This window comes from Streptococcus sp. A34, assembly GCF_043674115.1.
Classification (GTDB): domain Bacteria; phylum Bacillota; class Bacilli; order Lactobacillales; family Streptococcaceae; genus Streptococcus; species Streptococcus suis_V.
In genome coordinates this window covers 38499-57631 of sequence record NZ_JBIMJM010000009.1, presented here as the reverse complement: position 1 = coordinate 57631, position 19133 = coordinate 38499, and the positions used below count along the sequence as shown (strand labels likewise).

At 45.6% G+C, this 19133-nt stretch carries 22 protein-coding genes; 18 read left to right on the top strand and 4 right to left on the bottom strand.

Translation table 11 applies throughout. From position 1 onward, the window contains the following. The first annotated feature begins 290 nt into the window (after positions 1-290). Positions 291-1505, top strand: a complete 1215-nt coding sequence (locus tag ACHBGV_RS04305) for a pyridoxal phosphate-dependent aminotransferase (RefSeq protein WP_125266133.1) — start codon at positions 291-293, stop codon at positions 1503-1505. A gap of 147 nt (positions 1506-1652) precedes the next feature. Here the strand turns inward: ACHBGV_RS04305 and ACHBGV_RS04300 are convergent, their stop codons facing one another. After that, positions 1653-3008 (bottom strand): aspartate kinase, encoded by a 1356-nt coding sequence (locus ACHBGV_RS04300; RefSeq protein ID WP_105111566.1) that lies wholly within the window; start codon positions 3006-3008, stop codon positions 1653-1655. A 145-nt stretch (positions 3009-3153) separates the two neighbouring features. Here ACHBGV_RS04300 and ACHBGV_RS04295 point away from each other — a divergent pair, with 145 nt between their 5' ends. The 17 genes from ACHBGV_RS04295 to ACHBGV_RS04215 all read left to right on the top strand — a co-directional run bounded on the left by ACHBGV_RS04295 (position 3154) and on the right by ACHBGV_RS04215 (position 16998). Next, positions 3154-3798 carry an HAD-IA family hydrolase gene (locus ACHBGV_RS04295; protein WP_172022430.1) on the top strand — a complete coding sequence of 215 codons (645 nt, stop codon included), beginning with the start codon at positions 3154-3156 and terminating at the stop codon, positions 3796-3798. Positions 3799-3947: 149 nt separating this feature from the next. After that, the gene (locus ACHBGV_RS04290) at positions 3948-4739 is read left to right on the top strand and encodes an enoyl-CoA hydratase (RefSeq protein WP_394735697.1); all 792 of its coding nucleotides are present in this window, start codon (positions 3948-3950) and stop codon (positions 4737-4739) included. Between the two features lie 79 nt (positions 4740-4818). Further along, positions 4819-5253: a MarR family winged helix-turn-helix transcriptional regulator gene (locus ACHBGV_RS04285; RefSeq protein ID WP_394735696.1), complete on the top strand. Its 435-nt coding sequence runs from the start codon at positions 4819-4821 to the stop codon at positions 5251-5253. Further along, positions 5250-6227 (top strand): beta-ketoacyl-ACP synthase III, encoded by a 978-nt coding sequence (locus ACHBGV_RS04280; protein ID WP_394735695.1) that lies wholly within the window; start codon positions 5250-5252, stop codon positions 6225-6227. The genes ACHBGV_RS04285 and ACHBGV_RS04280 overlap by 4 nt, the downstream gene beginning before the upstream one ends. 61 nt (positions 6228-6288) lie before the next feature. Continuing rightward, the gene (locus ACHBGV_RS04275; RefSeq protein ID WP_105111570.1) at positions 6289-6513 is read left to right on the top strand and encodes an acyl carrier protein; all 225 of its coding nucleotides are present in this window, start codon (positions 6289-6291) and stop codon (positions 6511-6513) included. Between the two features lie 165 nt (positions 6514-6678). Continuing rightward, positions 6679-7644, top strand: a complete 966-nt coding sequence (fabK, locus tag ACHBGV_RS04270) for an enoyl-[acyl-carrier-protein] reductase FabK (RefSeq protein ID WP_105111571.1) — start codon at positions 6679-6681, stop codon at positions 7642-7644. A gap of 1 nt (position 7645) precedes the next feature. Continuing rightward, positions 7646-8566 carry an ACP S-malonyltransferase gene (gene fabD, locus ACHBGV_RS04265; RefSeq protein ID WP_105111572.1) on the top strand — a complete coding sequence of 307 codons (921 nt, stop codon included), beginning with the start codon at positions 7646-7648 and terminating at the stop codon, positions 8564-8566. Positions 8567-8575: 9 nt separating this feature from the next. Continuing rightward, a complete protein-coding gene (gene fabG / locus ACHBGV_RS04260) occupies positions 8576-9310 on the top strand; it encodes a 3-oxoacyl-[acyl-carrier-protein] reductase (protein ID WP_394735694.1) in 735 nt (244 codons plus the stop codon). Between the two features lie 13 nt (positions 9311-9323). Further along, a complete protein-coding gene (gene fabF / locus ACHBGV_RS04255) occupies positions 9324-10559 on the top strand; it encodes a beta-ketoacyl-ACP synthase II (RefSeq protein ID WP_248027213.1) in 1236 nt (411 codons plus the stop codon). Further along, positions 10560-11036, top strand: coding sequence for an acetyl-CoA carboxylase biotin carboxyl carrier protein (accB, locus tag ACHBGV_RS04250; RefSeq protein ID WP_248027211.1), 477 nt, complete (start codon positions 10560-10562; stop codon positions 11034-11036). Further along, positions 11033-11455, top strand: coding sequence for a 3-hydroxyacyl-ACP dehydratase FabZ (gene fabZ, locus ACHBGV_RS04245; protein ID WP_014638565.1), 423 nt, complete (start codon positions 11033-11035; stop codon positions 11453-11455). The genes accB and fabZ overlap by 4 nt, the downstream gene beginning before the upstream one ends. Before the next feature lie 296 nt (positions 11456-11751). After that, positions 11752-13125 (top strand): acetyl-CoA carboxylase biotin carboxylase subunit, encoded by a 1374-nt coding sequence (locus ACHBGV_RS04240; RefSeq protein WP_105116437.1) that lies wholly within the window; start codon positions 11752-11754, stop codon positions 13123-13125. Positions 13126-13139: 14 nt separating this feature from the next. Then, positions 13140-14006 carry an acetyl-CoA carboxylase, carboxyltransferase subunit beta gene (gene accD, locus ACHBGV_RS04235; protein WP_394735693.1) on the top strand — a complete coding sequence of 289 codons (867 nt, stop codon included), beginning with the start codon at positions 13140-13142 and terminating at the stop codon, positions 14004-14006. After that, positions 14003-14776 carry an acetyl-CoA carboxylase carboxyl transferase subunit alpha gene (locus ACHBGV_RS04230; protein WP_248027205.1) on the top strand — a complete coding sequence of 258 codons (774 nt, stop codon included), beginning with the start codon at positions 14003-14005 and terminating at the stop codon, positions 14774-14776. Before accD ends, ACHBGV_RS04230 begins: the two co-directional genes overlap by 4 nt. Before the next feature lie 146 nt (positions 14777-14922). Then, positions 14923-15585 (top strand): CPBP family intramembrane glutamic endopeptidase, encoded by a 663-nt coding sequence (locus tag ACHBGV_RS04225; RefSeq protein ID WP_125266124.1) that lies wholly within the window; start codon positions 14923-14925, stop codon positions 15583-15585. A 45-nt stretch (positions 15586-15630) separates the two neighbouring features. After that, positions 15631-16296 (top strand): CPBP family intramembrane glutamic endopeptidase, encoded by a 666-nt coding sequence (locus ACHBGV_RS04220; RefSeq protein WP_394735692.1) that lies wholly within the window; start codon positions 15631-15633, stop codon positions 16294-16296. 42 nt (positions 16297-16338) lie between these two features. Then, positions 16339-16998, top strand: a complete 660-nt coding sequence (locus tag ACHBGV_RS04215; RefSeq protein ID WP_238146252.1) for a CPBP family intramembrane glutamic endopeptidase — start codon at positions 16339-16341, stop codon at positions 16996-16998. Positions 16999-17036: 38 nt separating this feature from the next. Here ACHBGV_RS04215 and ACHBGV_RS04210 read toward each other — a convergent pair whose 3' ends face one another. The 3 genes from ACHBGV_RS04210 to ACHBGV_RS04200 form a co-directional block, all read right to left on the bottom strand. Further along, positions 17037-17252 carry a PspC domain-containing protein gene (locus ACHBGV_RS04210; RefSeq protein ID WP_105111588.1) on the bottom strand — a complete coding sequence of 72 codons (216 nt, stop codon included), beginning with the start codon at positions 17250-17252 and terminating at the stop codon, positions 17037-17039. Positions 17253-17263: 11 nt separating this feature from the next. Then, complete coding sequence (serS, locus tag ACHBGV_RS04205; protein WP_394735691.1) at positions 17264-18538, bottom strand: serine--tRNA ligase; 1275 nt, start codon at positions 18536-18538, stop codon at positions 17264-17266. A 215-nt stretch (positions 18539-18753) separates the two neighbouring features. Then, positions 18754-19128 carry a DUF956 family protein gene (locus ACHBGV_RS04200; protein WP_394735690.1) on the bottom strand — a complete coding sequence of 125 codons (375 nt, stop codon included), beginning with the start codon at positions 19126-19128 and terminating at the stop codon, positions 18754-18756. Positions 19129-19133: the final 5 nt, after the last annotated feature.

The following is a 19133-nucleotide window of genomic DNA, read 5'->3' as shown; positions in this document are numbered from 1 at the left end:
ATTCTGTTGATGTTATGCAGTTTTCTCAAAGTAACTTCTGAAAGAAAGAGAACTAGAACTTACTTTGAGAATTTACCGAAAAATAATATAAGCAACCGTAAATGATAGTCAGATTGAAGTGTCCAGAGACAGATAGAGTGTTCATGTCATTCGAGTAGTATCATTTCCCTACATTTCCTGCGATTTATAACATTTAGTGATAGATTTACTATGAAAATGATTGCTAAAATGACCAAATTCCATTATGATAGTAGTATTCATAGACTCAAGAAAGTTGAGGAGGTATAGTTATGAGACAATTTGAAAAGTCAACAAAGCTCGAACATGTTGCTTACGATATCCGTGGTCCAGTCTTGGAGGAAGCTATGCGCATGCGGGCAAATGGTGAGAAGATTCTCCGCTTGAACACAGGAAATCCAGCTGAATTTGGTTTTACGGCGCCAGATGAGGTTATTCACGACTTGATTCACAATGCCCGTAAATCAGAAGGCTATTCCGACAGTAAGGGGATTTTTTCTGCCCGTAAGGCCATCATGCAGTATTGCCAGGTCAAGAAGTTTCCAAATGTTGACATCGATGACATTTACATAGGAAATGGAGTTAGTGAACTGATTACTATGTCTATGCAGGGTTTGCTAGACAATGGAGACCAGGTCCTGGTGCCAATGCCCGACTATCCACTTTGGACAGCGGCAGTTAGCCTGGCAGGTGGCGATGCGATCCATTATCTCTGTGACGAGGGGGCAGATTGGTATCCAGATTTGGACGATATTCGTTCAAAAATCACTAGCCGCACCAAGGCGATTGTCCTGATTAACCCCAATAACCCAACAGGTGCCCTTTATCCCAAAGAATTATTGTTGGAGATTGTAGAGATTGCCCGCCAGCATGAGCTCATCATTTTCTCGGATGAAATCTATGACCGCATGGTTTTTGACGGCGCAGTCCATATCCCAATTGCTTCATTGGCACCAGATGTCTTTGTCGTGACTATGAATGGTCTGTCCAAATCCCATCGTATCTGTGGCTTCCGTGTGGGCTGGATGGTCCTATCAGGTCCTAAAAAGCATGTGAAAGGCTATATCGAGGGTCTCAATATGTTGTCCAACATGCGGCTCTGTTCCAATGTCCTGGCCCAGCAAGTTGTCCAAACTTCGCTTGGAGGCTACCAATCAGTCGATGAATTGTTGGTACCTGGTGGCCGACTTTATGAGCAGAGAGAATTCATCACCAAGGCTATCCAAGATATTCCAGGGCTTTCAGCTGTCAAGCCTAAGGCAGGTCTCTATATCTTCCCGAAAATTGACCGTGAAATGTACCGGATTGATGATGACGAGCAGTTTGTATTGGACTTCCTCAAGCAAGAAAAGGTTCTCTTGGTCCATGGTCGTGGATTTAACTGGAAGGACCCAGACCACTTCCGTATTGTCTACCTTCCACGTGTAGACGAGCTAGCAGAAATCCAAGAAAAAATGACCCGCTTCTTGGCCCAATATCGTAGATAAAAAATAAGCTCAAACCGTTTAGGTGAGAGCTTATTTTTGTGGGATGATGTGAGAGGGATTAGGTAGAATCCTTGCGGCGACTAAAATAAATTTGATTTATACACTACCTGTTTCATTTGTATGTCCAGTATGGAACTGAAAAAATTCTTATTTACCCTCAAAAAATGCTGTGTAAAGTGCCTGTAGGGCCTGCTCTTTTTGTTCCGTTTTGACAACAAACATGACAGAAACTTCGCTGGCACCTTGTGAAATCATGGCCAGGTTGACATTCTGGTTAGATAGGGCAGTCGTTGCCGTGGCTGTTACACCGACATGGCTCTTCATGTTCTCACCAACAATCATGATGGTGGATAGGCCACGCTCGATTTCAGCCTTATCAACCTCCAGCTGCGTTTTGAGCTGGCGAAGGATTTCAGCTTCCTTGATAGGGGTCAATTCGCGGCCACGGAGTACGATGGACAGGTCGTCGATACCAGTCGGCATGTGCTCGAAGCGAATATTCAAGTCTTCTAAAATTTGTAGGACCTTGCGACCAAAACCAACTTCACGGTTCATCAGGTACTTGGAAATGTTGATACTTGTGAAATCATCATCTGCTGCAATTCCGACAACAGGCAGGGTCTGGTCAGTATGCTCCAGGACGATTTGGGTGCCTGGGTGGCTAGGGTTATTCGTGTTTTTGATAACCAAAGGAATGCGTCCACGGTAGGCAGGTAGGAGGGCTTCGTCATGAAGGACGGAGAAGCCTGCATAGGCCAATTCACGCATCTCACGGTAAGTTAATTCCTTGATAGAATGTGGATTTTTGATGATACCAGGATGGGCAGCAAAAATGCCGTCAACATCGGTAAAGTTCTCGTAGAGGTCGGCTTTGACACCGGCCGCTACGATAGAGCCTGTAATGTCCGAACCACCACGGGAGAAGGTACAGATTTGATTGTCGATGGTCACACCGAAAAAGCCAGGGATAATCAAGACCTCATCCGCATCGCGCAATTCTTCAATCTTATCATAGCTAGACGGTAGGATACGGGCATTTCCAGGTTCTGAGCTGACAATGATACCAGCTTTCTTAGGGTGGACATAGCGGGCAGGCAGTCCTTTTTGGGTAAAATATTCTGCAATCAGCTTGGCATTATTGTCCTCGCCGGCCGCTAGGAATGCGTCGTAAAGAAATTCATTATTTTCAATCGGCAGGGTCGCCAGGGCCTTGATGCTGTCAGCAATCTTCGCCATGCTTTTAGCTGTAAAACCAAGCTCGTCAACCATAGCCTGGTAACGATTGATAATCCATTCTTGGCTGGCTGTCACATCCTTGCCACTTGTATATTCCTTGTAGTATTTAATCAGAGCGTCTGTCACTTTCGTATCTTCGGCATTGCGTTTACCTGGTGCTGATACGACAACAAAACGGCGCTCAGGGTCCGATTGAACGATGCTAAATACTTTTTCTAATTGGCTGGCAGACGCGAGCGAGCTACCTCCAAATTTGGTTACTTTCATAAGAATCTCCTCAGATATTTCTTACTATTATAGCAGAAGATGGGGGCTTTGTCAGTATTTTCTGGGAAATTTTCAGAATTTATTGAAAATTACATCCATGAAACTTTCCGGGAATTGTGGTAAACTGGTGGAAAGAGGAGAAAGCATGGCAAAAGCAATTATTTTTGATATGGATGGAGTCCTGTTTGATACAGAGACCTTTTATTTCCAGAGACGCATCGATTTTTTAGCGACCAAGGGACTGTCGGTCGATCACCTGGACCCAAGTATTTTTGTGGGTGGTAGGGCCAGTCAAATGTGGCGTCGGATTTTGGCGAATGACTTTGACAAGTGGGATGTGCCTGCCTTGGAAAAGGAGTACCGTATATATAAGGAAAACCGGCCGACACCCTATGGTCAGCGGCTTTTTCCTGATGTCAAACAAGTCTTGCAGGCTTTGACAGACAAGAGCTTGCCTCTGGTGTTGGCCTCCAATACGGACAGGGAAGAAATCGAACGTGCCTTGGAAGAAGCTGGAATTAGACCTTATTTTAAACAGGTCTTTTCAGCCATGGAATGCGGAGCGCCCAAGCCAGCTCCGGATGTCTACAATCTCGCAGCCCAGGCGACTGGGGTGGACAAATCAGAGATTGTGGTCTTTGAAGACAGCGCAAAAGGCATCGCGGCAGCAAAAGCAGCAGGCTTGACGGTCTGGGCCATCCGAGAACAGCATTATGGCATTGACCAGAGTCAAGCAGATCGCTTGGTGGACAATTTGAGCCAAGGATTGAGAGAATTGGACAAGATGTAAGAGGGTTGGCGAGAGCCAGCCTTTTTCCGATGTCACACTTCTTTTCTGGTAAGGACGTGACAAAATGATTTTCTGTGCTAGAATGGATAACAAGAAAGATGTGGTTTGCTTTTCAAACTATTTCATCTTCAAATGAAGTGGAGCAGGCGATGACCTATCAAACAATTACCTATGATGTTCGGGACGGAATAGCCCTTCTGACCCTCAATCGTCCAGATGTGGCCAATGGCTTTAACATTCCCATGTGTGAGGAAATTTTGGCAGCGATTGACGCAGTTGATCGAGATGCTACTGTGAAAATCCTACAAATTCAGGCTCAGGGCTCTGTTTTCTCGGTCGGTGGCGACTTGGTCGAGATGAAGCGAGCTGTGGATGAGGACGATATTCCTTCTCTTGTGCGCATCGCAGAGCTGGTCAATGACATCTCATTCGCTATCAAGAAATTGCCCAAGATTGTCATCATGGTGACCGATGGAGCTGTCGCTGGTGCGGCGGCCAACATGGCAGTGGCAGCAGATTTCGTGATTGCCTCTACTAAAACAAAATTTATCCAGGCCTTTGTCGGAGTGGGGCTGGCACCTGATGCCGGCGGGCTCTTTCTCCTCAGTCGGGCAATTGGTGCCAATCGGGCTAGCCAATTAGCCATGACAGGAGAAGGATTGACGGCTGAGAAAGCCTTGGAATACGGCATTGTATACAAACTGGTTGAGCCAGAAAAGTTGGAAAAGACTGTACAACAGGTTATCAAAAAACTCATGCGTGGCTCTATCAATTCCTACGTGGCGATCAAACAATTGGTTTGGGAGAGCCAGTTCAAAGATTGGGAATCCTATCGTCGATTGGAGTTGCAAAAACAAGAATATCTGGCCTTCAAAGAAGATTTCAAAGAAGGTGTACGTGCCCATGCAGAGCGGAGAAGACCCGTTTTCACAGGAAAATAATGAGCATTTTCTGAAAAAATGTTTGACAATCAAATTATTCTGGAGTATACTTTGATTATCAAAGTAAAGGAGGCTAGTTTTGGAAGATCCAAAAATCAATGAATATCTAACGGCAATTTTTAACAATGTCCTGGTCATTCAGGAAAACAGCCTCCGCAAAAGTCGTTTCAACGACATTTCCATTAAGGAAATGCACACCATTGATGTGATAGGAAGTAAACCGGATGCGACACCCACAGATGTCTCTCGCGCTTTGATGGTGACCTTGGGAACTGTCACAACCAGTCTGAATAATCTGGAGCGAAAGGGCTACGTGGAGCGTGTGCGTTCGACCAGAGACAGGCGGGTCATTCATCTCTACTTGACCAAAAAAGGACGCTTGGTCTATCGGCTGCATCAGCGTTTCCACAATGAAATGGTCAAGCAGATTACGGATGGCATGGATGAGACGGAATACCAGGTCATGAAGAAAGGGCTCATGAAACTCTATCACTTTTTGGAGGATTTGAAATGAGAACCCATGCTAAAATAAGTCAGGTGGCCCACTATCTTCCAAAAAAGATTGTGACCAATGACGATTTGGCTCAGATAATGGATACCACTGACGACTGGGTCCGCAGTCGGACAGGAATTGGTCAACGACATGTTGTCACAGACCAGACGACAAGTGATTTGGCCACTGCCGTGGCGCAGGACTTGCTGGAGAAGGCGCAGATTGGTGCGGAGGAGATTGATTTTATCATCCTGGCCACCATGACACCCGATTCGGTGATGCCATCCACAGCGGCTTTGGTTCAAGCTAAAATCGGAGCGACCAAGGCTTTTGCCTACGACTTGGTGGCGGCCTGTTCCGGCTTTGTCTATGCCTTGTCGACAGCAGAAAAGTTGATTGCATCAGGCCGTTACCAGAAAGGGATGGTCATCGGTGCGGAGACCTTGTCGCGCGTGGTCGATTGGTCGGACCGCTCGACAGCAGTGCTCTTTGGAGACGGTGCCGGCGGCGTCTTACTTGAAGCTTGCGTTCAGCCTAGCTTTCTGGGGGAAATTCTCCGGACTGATGGCAGTCGTGGGGCGAGTTTGACTGCAGGTATTGATCAGAAATGCACCCCATTTTCTGATGCTACTTGCTTCCAACCCTACATCCAGATGGAGGGGCGCGCGATTTTTGAATTTGCGACTCGGGATGTGACGGGAACCATAGCAGAGCTGCTCAGTCAGCAAGGTCTGCTAGCAGACCGGATTGATTTCTACCTGCTTCACCAAGCCAATAGTCGAATCTTGGATAAGATGGCTAGAAAGCTGGGTGTGGCATCGGAAAAATTCCCAGCCAATATGGACAAATATGGCAATACCAGTGCAGCCAGCCTGCCCATTCTCCTATCAGAATGCGTGGCGGACGGCCGGATAAAGCTGGACGGTAGCCAGACAGTCTTGATGGCCGGATTTGGCGGAGGTCTCACTTGGGGAGCCCTTCTACTTAAAATTTAGTTAATCCCTTGCCTTTGGCAAGATTAAAAAAATATTTATTTAAATAAAGGAGACACATATCATGGCAGTATTTGAAAAAGTACAAGAAATTATCGTTGAGGAATTGGGTAAGGATGCTGAAGAAGTAACCCTTACAACAACTTTTGAAGATTTGGACGCAGATTCGTTGGATCTTTTCCAAGTCATCTCTGAAATCGAAGATGCATTCGATATTCAAATCGATACTGAAGAAGGATTGACAACAGTAGCTGATTTGGTTGCCTACGTTGAAGAAAAAACAAAATAAATGTTGTTAGAAAGATGCGATAAGCATTTTTCTTAGAGTCAATACTTTGATATTCAAAACATTGAAGATTCAAATTAAATTTCAAGTGAGGGATTGCCCCTCGCTTGTTTAGCTAATTGTTTGATGTTCAAATGATTAGCTAAGCAAAAAAAGATTGAGGGAACTATGAAAACAAAGATTACAGAATTATTAAACATTGATTATCCGATTTTCCAAGGTGGTATGGCTTGGGTGGCTGATGGTGACTTGGCTGGTGCGGTTTCAAATGCTGGTGGTTTAGGTATTATCGGCGGAGGCAATGCTCCAAAAGAAGTCGTTAAGGCAAACATTGATAAAGTCAAGTCCATCACAGACAAACCTTTCGGTGTTAATATCATGCTTTTGTCGCCTTTTGCGGATGACATTGTTGACTTGGTCATTGAAGAAGGTGTCAAGGTGGTGACAACGGGAGCTGGGAACCCTGGAAAATACATGGAACGCTTGCACGCAGCTGGTATCATTGTGATTCCAGTAGTACCGAGTGTGGCTCTTGCTAAACGCATGGAAAAATTGGGAGTTGATGCCGTCATCGCAGAAGGGATGGAAGCAGGTGGCCATATCGGTAAATTGACAACTATGACCCTGGTTCGTCAGGTTGTGGATGCCGTATCTATTCCTGTGATTGCTGCAGGTGGTATTGCAGATGGTGCAGGTGCTGCAGCTGCCTTCATGTTGGGAGCAGAAGCAATTCAGGTGGGAACACGTTTTGTTGTTGCCAAGGAGTCAAATGCTCATCCAGCCTACAAGGAAAAGGTTCTCAAGGCTAAGGATATTGACACAACAGTATCGGCATCCGTTGTAGGTCACTCGGTGCGTGCGATTAAGAACAAGCTTTCGACAGCCTATGCGGCTGCGGAAAAAGACTTCCTTGCTGGGAAAATTTCTGCAGAATCCATTGAGGAACTGGGTGCAGGTGCCCTTCGCAATGCCGTTGTAGATGGTGATGTGGTCAATGGTTCGGTCATGGCAGGTCAGATTGCTGGCTTGGTGACTAAGGAAGAAACCTGTGAAGAAATTTTGAAAGATTTATATTTTGGAGCTGCCAAGGTGATTCGTGAAGAGGCGAATCGCTGGGCTTCCGTTGGAGAATAAGATGACGAAAACAGCCTTTCTATTTGCAGGTCAAGGAGCTCAGACACTTGGTATGGCCCGTGACCTCTATGACACCTATCCCATTGTTAAGGAAACTTACGACCAGGCTAGTCAGATACTAGGTTATGATGTGCGAGATTTGATTGATCATCAGGAAGACAAGCTCAACCAGACCCGCTTTACCCAACCTGCGATTTTGACAACCTCCCTTGCCATTTATCGTTTATTGGCAGAAAAGGGGATTAAACCCGACATGGTGGCTGGTTTGTCCTTGGGAGAATACGCTGCCTTGGTTGCCTCAGGTGCTCTGGCCTTTGAAGATGCCATTTCCTTGATTGCCAAACGGGGTGAGTTTATGGAGACTGCTGCACCAGCAGGAACTGGTAAGATGGTCGCTGTCCTCAATGCAGATGTCAGCTTGATTGAAGAGGTCTGTTCATCAGTTACCTCTGGGATTGTTTCCCCAGCCAACTACAACACACCGGCCCAAATCGTTATCGGTGGTGAGGTGGCTGCTGTGGATGAGGCAGTGGAAGCCTTGAAAGCGGCGGGTGTCAAACGCATGATTCCCCTCAATGTGTCGGGGCCTTTCCATACGGCTCTTTTGCGTCCAGCTTCGGAGCAATTGGCTCAGGCTCTGGAAGAGGTGGAGTTTGCAGACTTCCAAGTAGAGTTAGTTGGCAATACCGAAGCCAAGGTCATGAAACTAGAGGACATCAAGTCCCTCTTGACCCGTCAGGTTATGGAGCCTGTCCGTTTTTACGAGTCCATTGCAACCATGCAGGCGGCTGGTGTGACCAAGTTTATCGAAATTGGTCCAGGTAAGGTCTTAGCAGGCTTTATCAAGAAAATTGATAAGACAGCCGAGGTGGTGACAGTAGAAGATGTGGCAAGTCTAGAAGGCTTGTTGACTAGCCAATAAGGAGAAAACATGGAACTTACCAATAAAAATGTGTTTGTGACAGGTTCAAGTCGTGGAATCGGCTTGGCCATTGCCCATAAGTTTGCTAGCCTTGGTGCCAATGTGGTGCTGAATGGTCGTGGTCAGCTGGGGCAGGACTTGCTAGATAGTTTTTCAAGCTATGGTGTCAAAGTAGTGGCGATCTCAGGCGATATTTCCAGCTCGGTAGATGCCAAACGGATGGTGGCTGAGGCAGTTGAGGCACTCGGTAGCGTCGATATCTTGGTCAACAATGCAGGAATTACCAAAGACGGTATGGCCTTGCGAATGACGGAAGAGGATTTCGAGAGCGTTTTGAGTATCAATCTAACAGGGACCTTTAACATGACCCAGGCTGTTTTGAAACCGATGACCAAGGCACGTGAAGGGGCTATTATCAACCTTTCCAGTGTGGTCGGTTTGACAGGGAATGCTGGTCAGGCCAACTATGCCGCTTCTAAGGCAGGTGTTATCGGCTTTACAAAATCCATTGCTCGTGAAGTCGCTAGTCGCAATGTTCGTGTCAATGCTATCGCACCAGGCTTTATCCAGTCCGATATGACAGATGTTCTGTCTGATAAAATCAAGGATGCCATGTTGGGACAAATTCCTATGAAACGCTTCGGTTTGACGGAAGAAGTAGCCGATGTTGCTGTATTCCTTGCCAAGCAAGAATATCTGACAGGTCAGGTGATTGCGGTTGACGGCGGCTTGACCATGCAGTAAGAGAGGTTTGAAAATGACAAAATTAAATCGTGTAGTAGTAACAGGCTATGGTCTGACATCGCCAATTGGTAATACGCCAGAGGAATTCTGGGATAGCCTGGTCAATGGTAAGATTGGGATCGGAAAGATTACCAAGTTTGATACCAGTGAATACTCAGTCCATAATGCTGCGGAAATCAAGGATTTTCCATTTGACAAATACTTCGTTAAGAAAGATACCAACCGCTATGATAACTACTCCCTCTATGCTCTCTATGCAGCTCGTGAGGCAGTAGCCAATGCTAATCTTGATACAGAAGCCGTTGACAGTGACCGTTTCGGTGTTATCTTGTCAACGGGTATCGGTGGAATTTTGGAAATCGAGGAGCAGGTTGCTCGCATGAACGAAAAAGGACCAAAACGCATTCGTCCTATGGCCCTTCCAAAAGCCTTGCCAAACATGGCGGCTGGAAATATTGCCATGCAGGTCGGTGCTAATGGTGTCTGCAAGTGTGTCATCACAGCCTGTGCTTCGTCAAATGATGCCTTGGGTGAAGCCTTCCGTGAAATCAAGTTTGGCTTCCAAGATGTCATGTTGGCAGGTGGAGCAGAAGCAGCCATTACTCCATTTGCAATCGGTGGTTTCCAAGCTTTGACAGCTATGTCGACTACTGAGGATCCAGAACGTGCGTCTATTCCATTTGACAAGGACCGCAATGGTTTTGTCATGGGAGAGGGTTCCGCGGTTTTAGTATTGGAAAGTTTGGAACACGCAGAGGCGCGTGGAGCGACGATTTTGGCTGAAATCGTTGGTTATGGGAATACCTGTGATGCCCACCACATGACTTCTCCACATCCAGAAGGTCAGGGTGCTATTAAGGCCATGAAGTTGGCCATTTCAGAAGCAGGTTTAGAGCCAGCTGATATTGACTACATCAATGCCCATGGTACTTCGACACCGGCTAATGAAAAAGGGGAAAGCCAAGCTATTGTATCCGTTTTCGGCAAGAACACGCCAGTTTCTTCCACCAAGTCCTTTACAGGGCACTTGTTGGGGGCAGCGGGTGCAGTTGAGGCGGCAGCAGTCATTGAGGCTATGCGTCATTCTTACGCACCAAAGACAGCTGGTACGACAGAATTATCTGAAGATATTGAAGCAGATGTCATTTATGGACAGGGGCGTGATATGGAAATCCGCCATGCCATTTCAAATACATTTGGCTTTGGAGGTCACAACTCGGTAATTGCTTTCAAACGTTGGGAGGCTTAAGTGAATATTACAGAAATAAAGGACTTGATGAGTCAGTTTGACCAGTCAAGTTTGCGAGAATTTTCATATAGCAATGCTGGGGAAACCTTGCATTTCAGTAAAAATCAGCAGGCGACAGCGGTTCCGAGTCCAGCGGTCGAAGCTCCGCTTGTTCCAGTAGCTCCTGCAAGCCCATCCCCTGTGCCAGCAGTTGAAACCAGTGAGCCAGCTCCAGTAGAAGCAGGTGCAAGCTCTGTGGCAGAAGGTACGGTAGTGGAAAGTCCCTTGGTCGGCGTGGCTTATTTGTCACCAGCCCCTGACAAGCCAGCCTTTGTAGCAGTTGGCGATACGGTCAAAAAAGGGCAGACTCTCATGATTATCGAAGCCATGAAGGTCATGAACGAAGTGCCTGCTGACCGTGACGGTGTGGTCACAGAGATTTTGGTGGCTAACCAGGACGTTGTAGAATTTGGACAAGGATTGATACGCATCAAATGATCGATATTTTGAAAATTAAAGAGGCGCTTCCTCATCGCTACCCTATGCTCTTGGTCGATCGTGTCCTTGAAGTATCGGAAGATGAGATTGTCGCCCTCAAAAATGTGACCATTAACGAGCCCTTCTTCAACGGGCATTTCCCAGATTATCCTGTTATGCCAGGTGTTCTCATCATGGAGGCTTTGGCACAAACCGCAGGTGTCTTGGAGTTGTCCAAGGAAGAAAATAAGGGCAAGCTGGTCTTTTATGCCGGCATGGATAAGGTTAAATTTAAGAAGCAAGTTGTACCTGGTGACCAGTTGATCATGACTGCTAAATTTGTCAAACGCCGTGGAACCATTGCAGTCGTTGAGGCAAAGGCAGAGGTGGACGGAAAACTGGCTGCGTCGGGGGTGTTGACTTTTGCTATTGGAAACTAAATCAGTTCTCCATTTTATCTTTTATTGCGTCGACGAACGAGGAAACTTCGTTTCCTTATTTCCAACTTCAAATAATTTCATCATTATTTGAACTCGTTTTGCCGTACCCAAGTACTGTCTACAACAATTGATACGAATTTTATTCGTCTCATTTTCAATCTCCAAAGGTTTCCCAAACCTTTGGAGCAAGCACAAAAAGTAAAATGAAGAACTGCTGTTGATAACCATTATTTAATATTCTCACCTTGAGATTGTTATAACAATTATTCTATGTTAAAAAGGAGATAGGATTCATCATGTTTGAGAAGATTTTGATTGCCAATCGTGGTGAGATTGCGGTGCGGATTATTCGTGCGGCCAGGGAGTTGGGGATTGCGACGGTGGCTGTCTATTCAGAAGCGGACAAGGAAGCTCTCCACACCATGTTGGCAGATGAGGCTGTCTGTATCGGCCCAGCCCGTTCGACAGACTCCTATCTCAATATGCAGGCAGTCATCTCGGCGGCTGTTGTGACAGGTGCCCAGGCCATTCATCCTGGCTTTGGATTTTTGAGTGAAAACTCTAAGTTCGCCACCCTTTGTGAAGAGGTTGGTATCAAATTTATCGGGCCTTCTGGGACGGTCATGGATACCATGGGCGATAAAATCAATGCACGTGCAGAGATGATTAAGGCTCAAGTGCCTGTCATTCCAGGATCAGACGGTGAAGTTTTGACCAGCCAAGAAGCCCTTGAAATCGCTGAAAAGATTGGTTATCCAGTCATGCTCAAAGCATCGGCAGGAGGTGGCGGTAAGGGGATTCGGAAGGTTGAAAAAGCCGAAGACCTAGTACCAGCCTTCGAGTCAGCTTCTAGCGAAGCCAAGGCAGCCTTTGGCAACGGAGCCATGTATATGGAGCGTGTCGTCTATCCAGCCCGCCACATCGAAGTACAGATTTTGGCGGATCAACACGGACATGTCATCCATCTGGGAGAACGGGATTGTTCCCTTCAGCGTAACAATCAAAAGGTCTTGGAAGAAGCTCCATCCATCGCCATTGGTCAGACCATGCGGGACCGTATCGGTCAAGCAGCGGTGCGGGCAGCCCAGTCAGTCGGCTATGAAAATGCAGGAACCATTGAGTTTCTCTTGGACGAAGCCAAGGGCGAATTTTACTTCATGGAAATGAACACACGGGTGCAGGTGGAACATCCTGTTACCGAATTTGTCACCGGTGTGGATATTGTCAAGGAGCAAATCAAGATCGCGGCTGGTCAGGAACTCAGCGTCCGTCAAGAAGATGTGAAGATTACAGGTCATGCTATTGAATGCCGGATCAATGCTGAAAATCCAGCCTTCAACTTCGCCCCAAGTCCAGGTAAGATTTCCAATCTCTACCTGCCAAGTGGTGGCGTTGGTTTGCGTGTGGATTCGGCAGTTTATCCAGGCTACACCATTCCACCTTATTACGATTCCATGATTGCCAAGGTTATCGTGCATGGGGAAAATCGCTTTGAAGCCCTGATGAAGATGCAGCGAGCCCTCTACGAATTGGAAATTGACGGAGTGGTGACCAATACCGACTTTCAGCTGGACTTGATTTCCGACAAGCGAGTGGTGGCTGGTGATTACGACACCGCCTACCTCATGGAAGAATTTTTACCCCGCTATCAGGAAGAATTAAAAAAGTAAACTAGGAGAATGCTATGGCTTTGTTTCGCAAAAAGGACAAATATATCCGCATCAACCCCAATCGTTCGCGGATAGAGTCAGCACCTCAAGCAAAGCCAGAGGTGCCAGACGAACTCTTTTCCAAATGTCCAGCTTGTAAGGAAATCCTTTATAAGAAAGACCTGGGACCAGAGAAAACCTGTCAACACTGCTCCTATAATTTTCGAATTACAGCCCAGGAACGCTTGGCATTGACAGTCGATAAAGGCTCGTTCGAGGAATTGTTTACAGGGATTGAAACCAAAAATCCCTTGGACTTCCCTAATTATCTCGAAAAACTGGCAGCCACCCGTCAAAAGACAGGCTTGGACGAGGCTGTTTTGACAGGAAAGGCGACAATCGGTGGACAACCAGTTGCTTTGGGAATCATGGATTCGCACTTTATCATGGCTTCAATGGGAACGGTGGTCGGTGAGAAAATCACCCGCCTCTTTGAACTGGCTACTGAAGAGCAACTGCCAGTCGTCCTTTTTACCGCATCTGGCGGTGCTCGGATGCAGGAAGGCATTATGAGCCTGATGCAAATGGCTAAGATTTCGGCAGCTGTGAAACGCCATTCCAATGCTGGCCTCTTTTACCTGACGGTCTTGACAGACCCGACAACAGGAGGTGTGACGGCTAGTTTTGCTATGGAAGGCGATATTATCCTGGCTGAGCCACAGACTTTGGTTGGCTTTGCAGGCCGACGGGTTATTGAATCAACTGTACGTGAAAATCTGCCAGACGATTTCCAGAAGGCTGAATTTTTACAAGAACACGGCTTTGTCGATGCCATTGTCAAACGCCAGGACTTGCCAACGACCATTAGTCGCTTGTTGAGAATGCATGGAGGTGTCAGATGACCAGTGATGTAGCACGTATGATCCGTTTGGCACGTGACCAGGCTCGCCTGACGACCTTGGACTATGCCACACAGATTTTTGATGACTTTATCGAATTGCACGGCGATCGGAATTTCCGCGATGACGGAGCAGTTGTGGGTGGTATCGGCTTTCTAGCAGGTCAGCCAGTGACAGTTATCGGTATCCAAAAAGGGAAGAATCTTCAGGACAACCTTAAACGCAACTTTGGTCAGCCTCACCCAGAAGGCTACCGCAAGGCCCTTCGCCTCATGAAGCAGGCGGAGAAGTTTGGTCGCCCAGTTGTCACATTTATTAATACTGCAGGAGCTTATCCAGGCGTCGGTGCAGAGGAGCGTGGACAGGGCGAGGCCATTGCCCGCAACCTCATGGAGATGAGCGACCTCAAGGTGCCTATTATCGCCATTATCATCGGCGAGGGAGGTTCTGGTGGAGCCCTTGCCCTAGCAGTCGCAGATCAGGTCTGGATGCTGGAAAACTCCATGTACGCCGTCCTCAGCCCTGAAGGTTTCGCCTCTATCCTCTGGAAAGACGGCAGTCGGGCCATGGAAGCGGCAGAACTCATGAAGATCACTTCTTACGAGTTGGAGAAGCTCCAAGTGGTCGATCGGGTTGTTTTGGAAAATGGCAGAGCGACTAAGGAAGTCTTGGCTGACCTCAAGGAAAACCTGGTCAGCCAGTTGGCTCAATTACAAGCCTTGCCACTTGATGAGTTACTCGAAAACCGCTATCAACGCTTTAGAAAATACTAGGAAGACCTAGTACTTTTTTTAGGTTCTTATTGACAAGAGAATTGTATTGTTGTAAAATTGTTTTATTAGAATAATACATAGATGTTCTATACAATCCATGATAGGTTGGATGTATTCGATGGTCTGGAGTAGAAAAGGAGATTGATATGGAAACATTCAGTAAAGGTTTGAAATGGCTTGGTCAAAAATTTTGGATTTTGCTGAGAGTGTTTGGTTTCATGGTGCTAGCTGTTCTTCCAGATGCGATATTAGACCTATCTACTTCACAATGGGCTCAGTGGGGAGCAGCCTTGTTGTCCGTTGGCATCCTTGTCCTTATGTACTGGAGAGCTGAGAAGAATGGTATCAAGATTTGGGATAGCAATGTTTTAACTTGGAAAGGTCTTGGTTTAGTTGTCTTAACATTCGCGGTAGCTCAGCTGTTTAAACACCTTGGTTATTACATTATGGAACTTCAGGGGATTGAAGAAACCAGCAATGAGCTTGAATTGACAAAGTTATTAGAAAACATTCCATTTTGGTTAGCCTTTGTAAGAATAGCCTGTCAGGCAGCCATTACCGAGGAGATCATTGTCAGAGGTTATCTGTTCAAAAAGCTATTTGAAAAGCACAAGATTCTGGGAATTGTAGTATCTGGTTTGATTTTTGCTTTCCTGCATGGACCAACAGATTTGGGTTCATGGATTATTTATGCTAGCCCAGGTTTTTTGCTGGCTTACCTCTACTATAAAACGGATTATCTGATTTATCCTATCGCAGTGCATTTTATCAATAATGCCTGGGCGGTGGTGGCGTTCTATTATTTATAGTTACTGAATAGGATAGAAAGTAGAACGGAGGAAAAAGAGAAAAGTATGGAGCAATTCAGTCAAAAGTTAGAATGGCTTTGTCGGAAAATCTGGATTTTACTGCTGGCCTTTCTATTGTTGCTACTCGATCATATTCCAATTTCCATATTGGAACAATCAACCTCGCCAGTCGCTCAATGGACTGCAGGCCTATTTTCTATTGGAATTATGGTCTTTATGTGTTGGTTGGCAGAAAGGAAAGGACTCACCATTTGGGATAGAAAAATCTTAACTTGGAAGGGTCTGAGTATTGTTCTTTTAACCTATATTGTGGCCCAGTTATTCAAGTATCTCGGACAGTTTATCATGGACCTTCAAGGGATTGAAGAAACCAGTAATGATCTTGAATTGACAAAGTTATTAGAAAACATTCCATTTTGGTTAGCCTTTGTAAGAATAGCCTGTCAGGCAGCCATTACCGAGGAGATCATTGTCAGAGGCTATCTTTTCAAAAAGTTTTTTGAAAAGCATAAGATGTTAGGAATTTTGGTCTCTGGGTTGATTTTTGCTTTCTTACATGGACCGACAGATTTGGGTTCATGGATTATTTATGCTAGCCCAGGTTTCTTGCTGGCTTACCTCTACTATAAAACGGATTATCTGATTTATCCTATCGCTGTTCATTTTATCAATAATGCTTGGTCAGTAGTGGCATTCTATTATTTAAAATAAGGGAAGATAGAGACAAGAATCAGGGAGCAAAAGGAGAATAGTATGGAAAAATTAAGTCAAGGTTTAGAGTGGATTGGTCGGAAGATATGGATTTTATTGAGAGTTTTTGGTTTTTTAATGATTTTCGTCATCCCGGATTTGATTTTAGAAGAGTCCAAGTCGCAACCTGTTCTGCTGATAACGGGGCTTGTGACAGTGGGAATTGTGGGGTTCTTCTGGTGGCGAGCTGAGAAAAATAGCTTACCCGTTTGGGATTCCAAGATTCTTTCTTGGGATGGAATGGCTCTCGTCATTCTGAGTTTTGCCATCATGCAGTTGACGGATATGGCTGGCTCGTTTCTACTAGAGTTACAAGGAGCAGAAACAACTGTCAATGAGACCCTGATTATGGAATCCTTGAAAGGAGTTCCGTTTTGGTTGGCAATTTTAACAACGGCATTTTTACCAGCCGTTGGAGAGGAAGTTATGCTACGCGGCTACTTTTTCAAAAAATTATTTGGTCATCATGCCATTTTAGGAATCATTGCCTCAAGCCTCCTTTTTGGATTGCTTCATGGACCAACGGACATCGGTTCATGGTTGATTTATGCGGGGAGTGGTATCATTTTGTCAACTCTCTATCATAAAACAGGCTATTTGATTTACCCGATTGCAGTGCACTTGGTAAACAATCTGATTGCCACTATTTTCTATTATCTATAAAAAAGCGACTCCTAGAAGGAGTCGTCTTTTGCTATGCTTTAGTTGAGTTCAGACTTGTCTGGTAAAAGTATGGCCAGAATGATATAGGCAGTTAGAAAGGGGAGGTTGGTGACAATAGCCAAGATAATGACTACCAATCGAACGTTCTCTAATTTCCAACCGTAGTTCTCATATAGGTCAAAGTAGTCATAAAGACCTGCGATGACGCCAGCCAGTTCACCACGACTTTTGTCCTTATACCATTTCTTACTCATCTTCCTTACTCCTAAGGTTTAATCACTTCTACCCCACCCATGTATGGACGGAGAACTTCTGGAATAGTGACAGAACCGTCTTCATTTTGATAGTTTTCAAGGATGGCAGCCACTGTACGACCAACAGCTAGACCTGAACCGTTAAGGGTGTGGAGCAATTTAACCTTGCCGTCAGCAGCATCGCGGTAGCGGATTTGGGCACGGCGGGCTTGGAAATCCTCGGTATTTGAACAGCTAGAGATTTCACGGTAGGCATTTTGGGCAGGAATCCAGACTTCCAAGTCATAGGTCTTAGCAGCTGAGAAGCCCATATCTCCTGTACAGAGGGCCAAAACGCGGTAAGGCAAGCCTAGTTTTTGGAGAATATTCTCTGCGTTTGCTGTCATTTTTTCCAATTCATCATAAGATTGCTCTGGTGTGGCAAATTTGACCATTTCAACCTTGTGGAATTGGTGAAGGCGGATCAGACCACGGGTGTCACGACCAGCAGAACCAGCTTCAGAACGGAAAGAAGGACTCATAGCAGTGAAGTAAATAGGTAGATCTTTTTCTTCCAAAATCTCGTTGCGGTAGTAGTTGGTCAATGGCACTTCCGCAGTTGGAATAAGGACGAAGTTGGTATCCGCCAACTCGAAAGTATCTTCCTTGAATTTTGGATACTGACCAGTACCAAACATAGAGTCGTGGTTGACCATGTAAGGCGTGATGATTTCCTGGTAGCCTTCTGCGATATGCTCGTCCAACATGAAGTTGTAGAGGGCACGTTCTAAGCGGGCACCCAAGTTCTTGTAGAAGAGGAAGCGGGCACCGGTTACTTTTGCCCCACGTTCCCAGTCCAAAATATCCAGGTCTTCGCCCAAATCCCAGTGAGCTTTTGGCTCGAAAGTGAATTCACGAGGTGTTCCCCAACGGCGAACTTCCACGTTTTCTTCTTCGTCTGCACCAACAGGGACAGAATCGTGCGGCGTATTTGGGAGAACGGTGAGAATAGCGTTCAATTCTTCATCGATTTCCAAAAGCTGAGCGTCTAAGTTTTTCACGTCCGCAGACAGTTTCTGCATGGCAGCAATCTTGTCATCGGCGTTCTCTTTGTTGCGTTTTGCTTGAGCAATTTCGGCAGAAACAGTGTTCCGTTCTGCTTTTAATTCCTCTACAGTGACCAAGATTTCACGGCGTTTTGCATCCAATTCCTTGATGTTTGCCAAGGTTTCAGCAGCCACACCACGAGTAGCAAGTTTAGCAGCCACTCCCTCAAAATCTGTACGAATACGTTTGATATCTAGCATAGATGTCTCCTTTAGAATAAAAAAACACAGAATGAGAGATGCTGGAGCGATATTTACCGCGGTTCCATCCAGCTTCACATTCTGTGCACTTTAAGTATGTCATTTTTAGCCAACGGTAGAATTTCATATCCCTTGTTTATCTGCTCACAGCGACCGCAGACTTTCTGAAAAACGCCCGATATTACTTATCCGTTTGGTTTATTATACTTGATTTTTTATTTTTTGGCAAATAAATTTGAAAATTTTTGACCAATTGTCTGTAGAAGAGTTGGTAATTTCACAACTTTTTCGTTGCCAATATGGTCACGAGCAATTTTTAAAATCTTTCCAGAATCCTTAGAGGCGAAAAGAAATTTGCCACTGTCTGTATAAATTTCAAAATGACGGCTGATTTTCTTGCCGGATACGTTAGCTCCAATGGTTTCAATGTTTTTCCAAGGAATTTGAATATAATCTTCAACGTTTCTATCGGAATAAAATTCAATCGCCTGATCACCGAGGAGAAATTTTCCCACTGTTCCACCGGCAATGTTCAAATAGGAAACGCCTGTTGTCGAAAATTCGACTGATTTGTTTAAGGATTGTGCCATAGCTA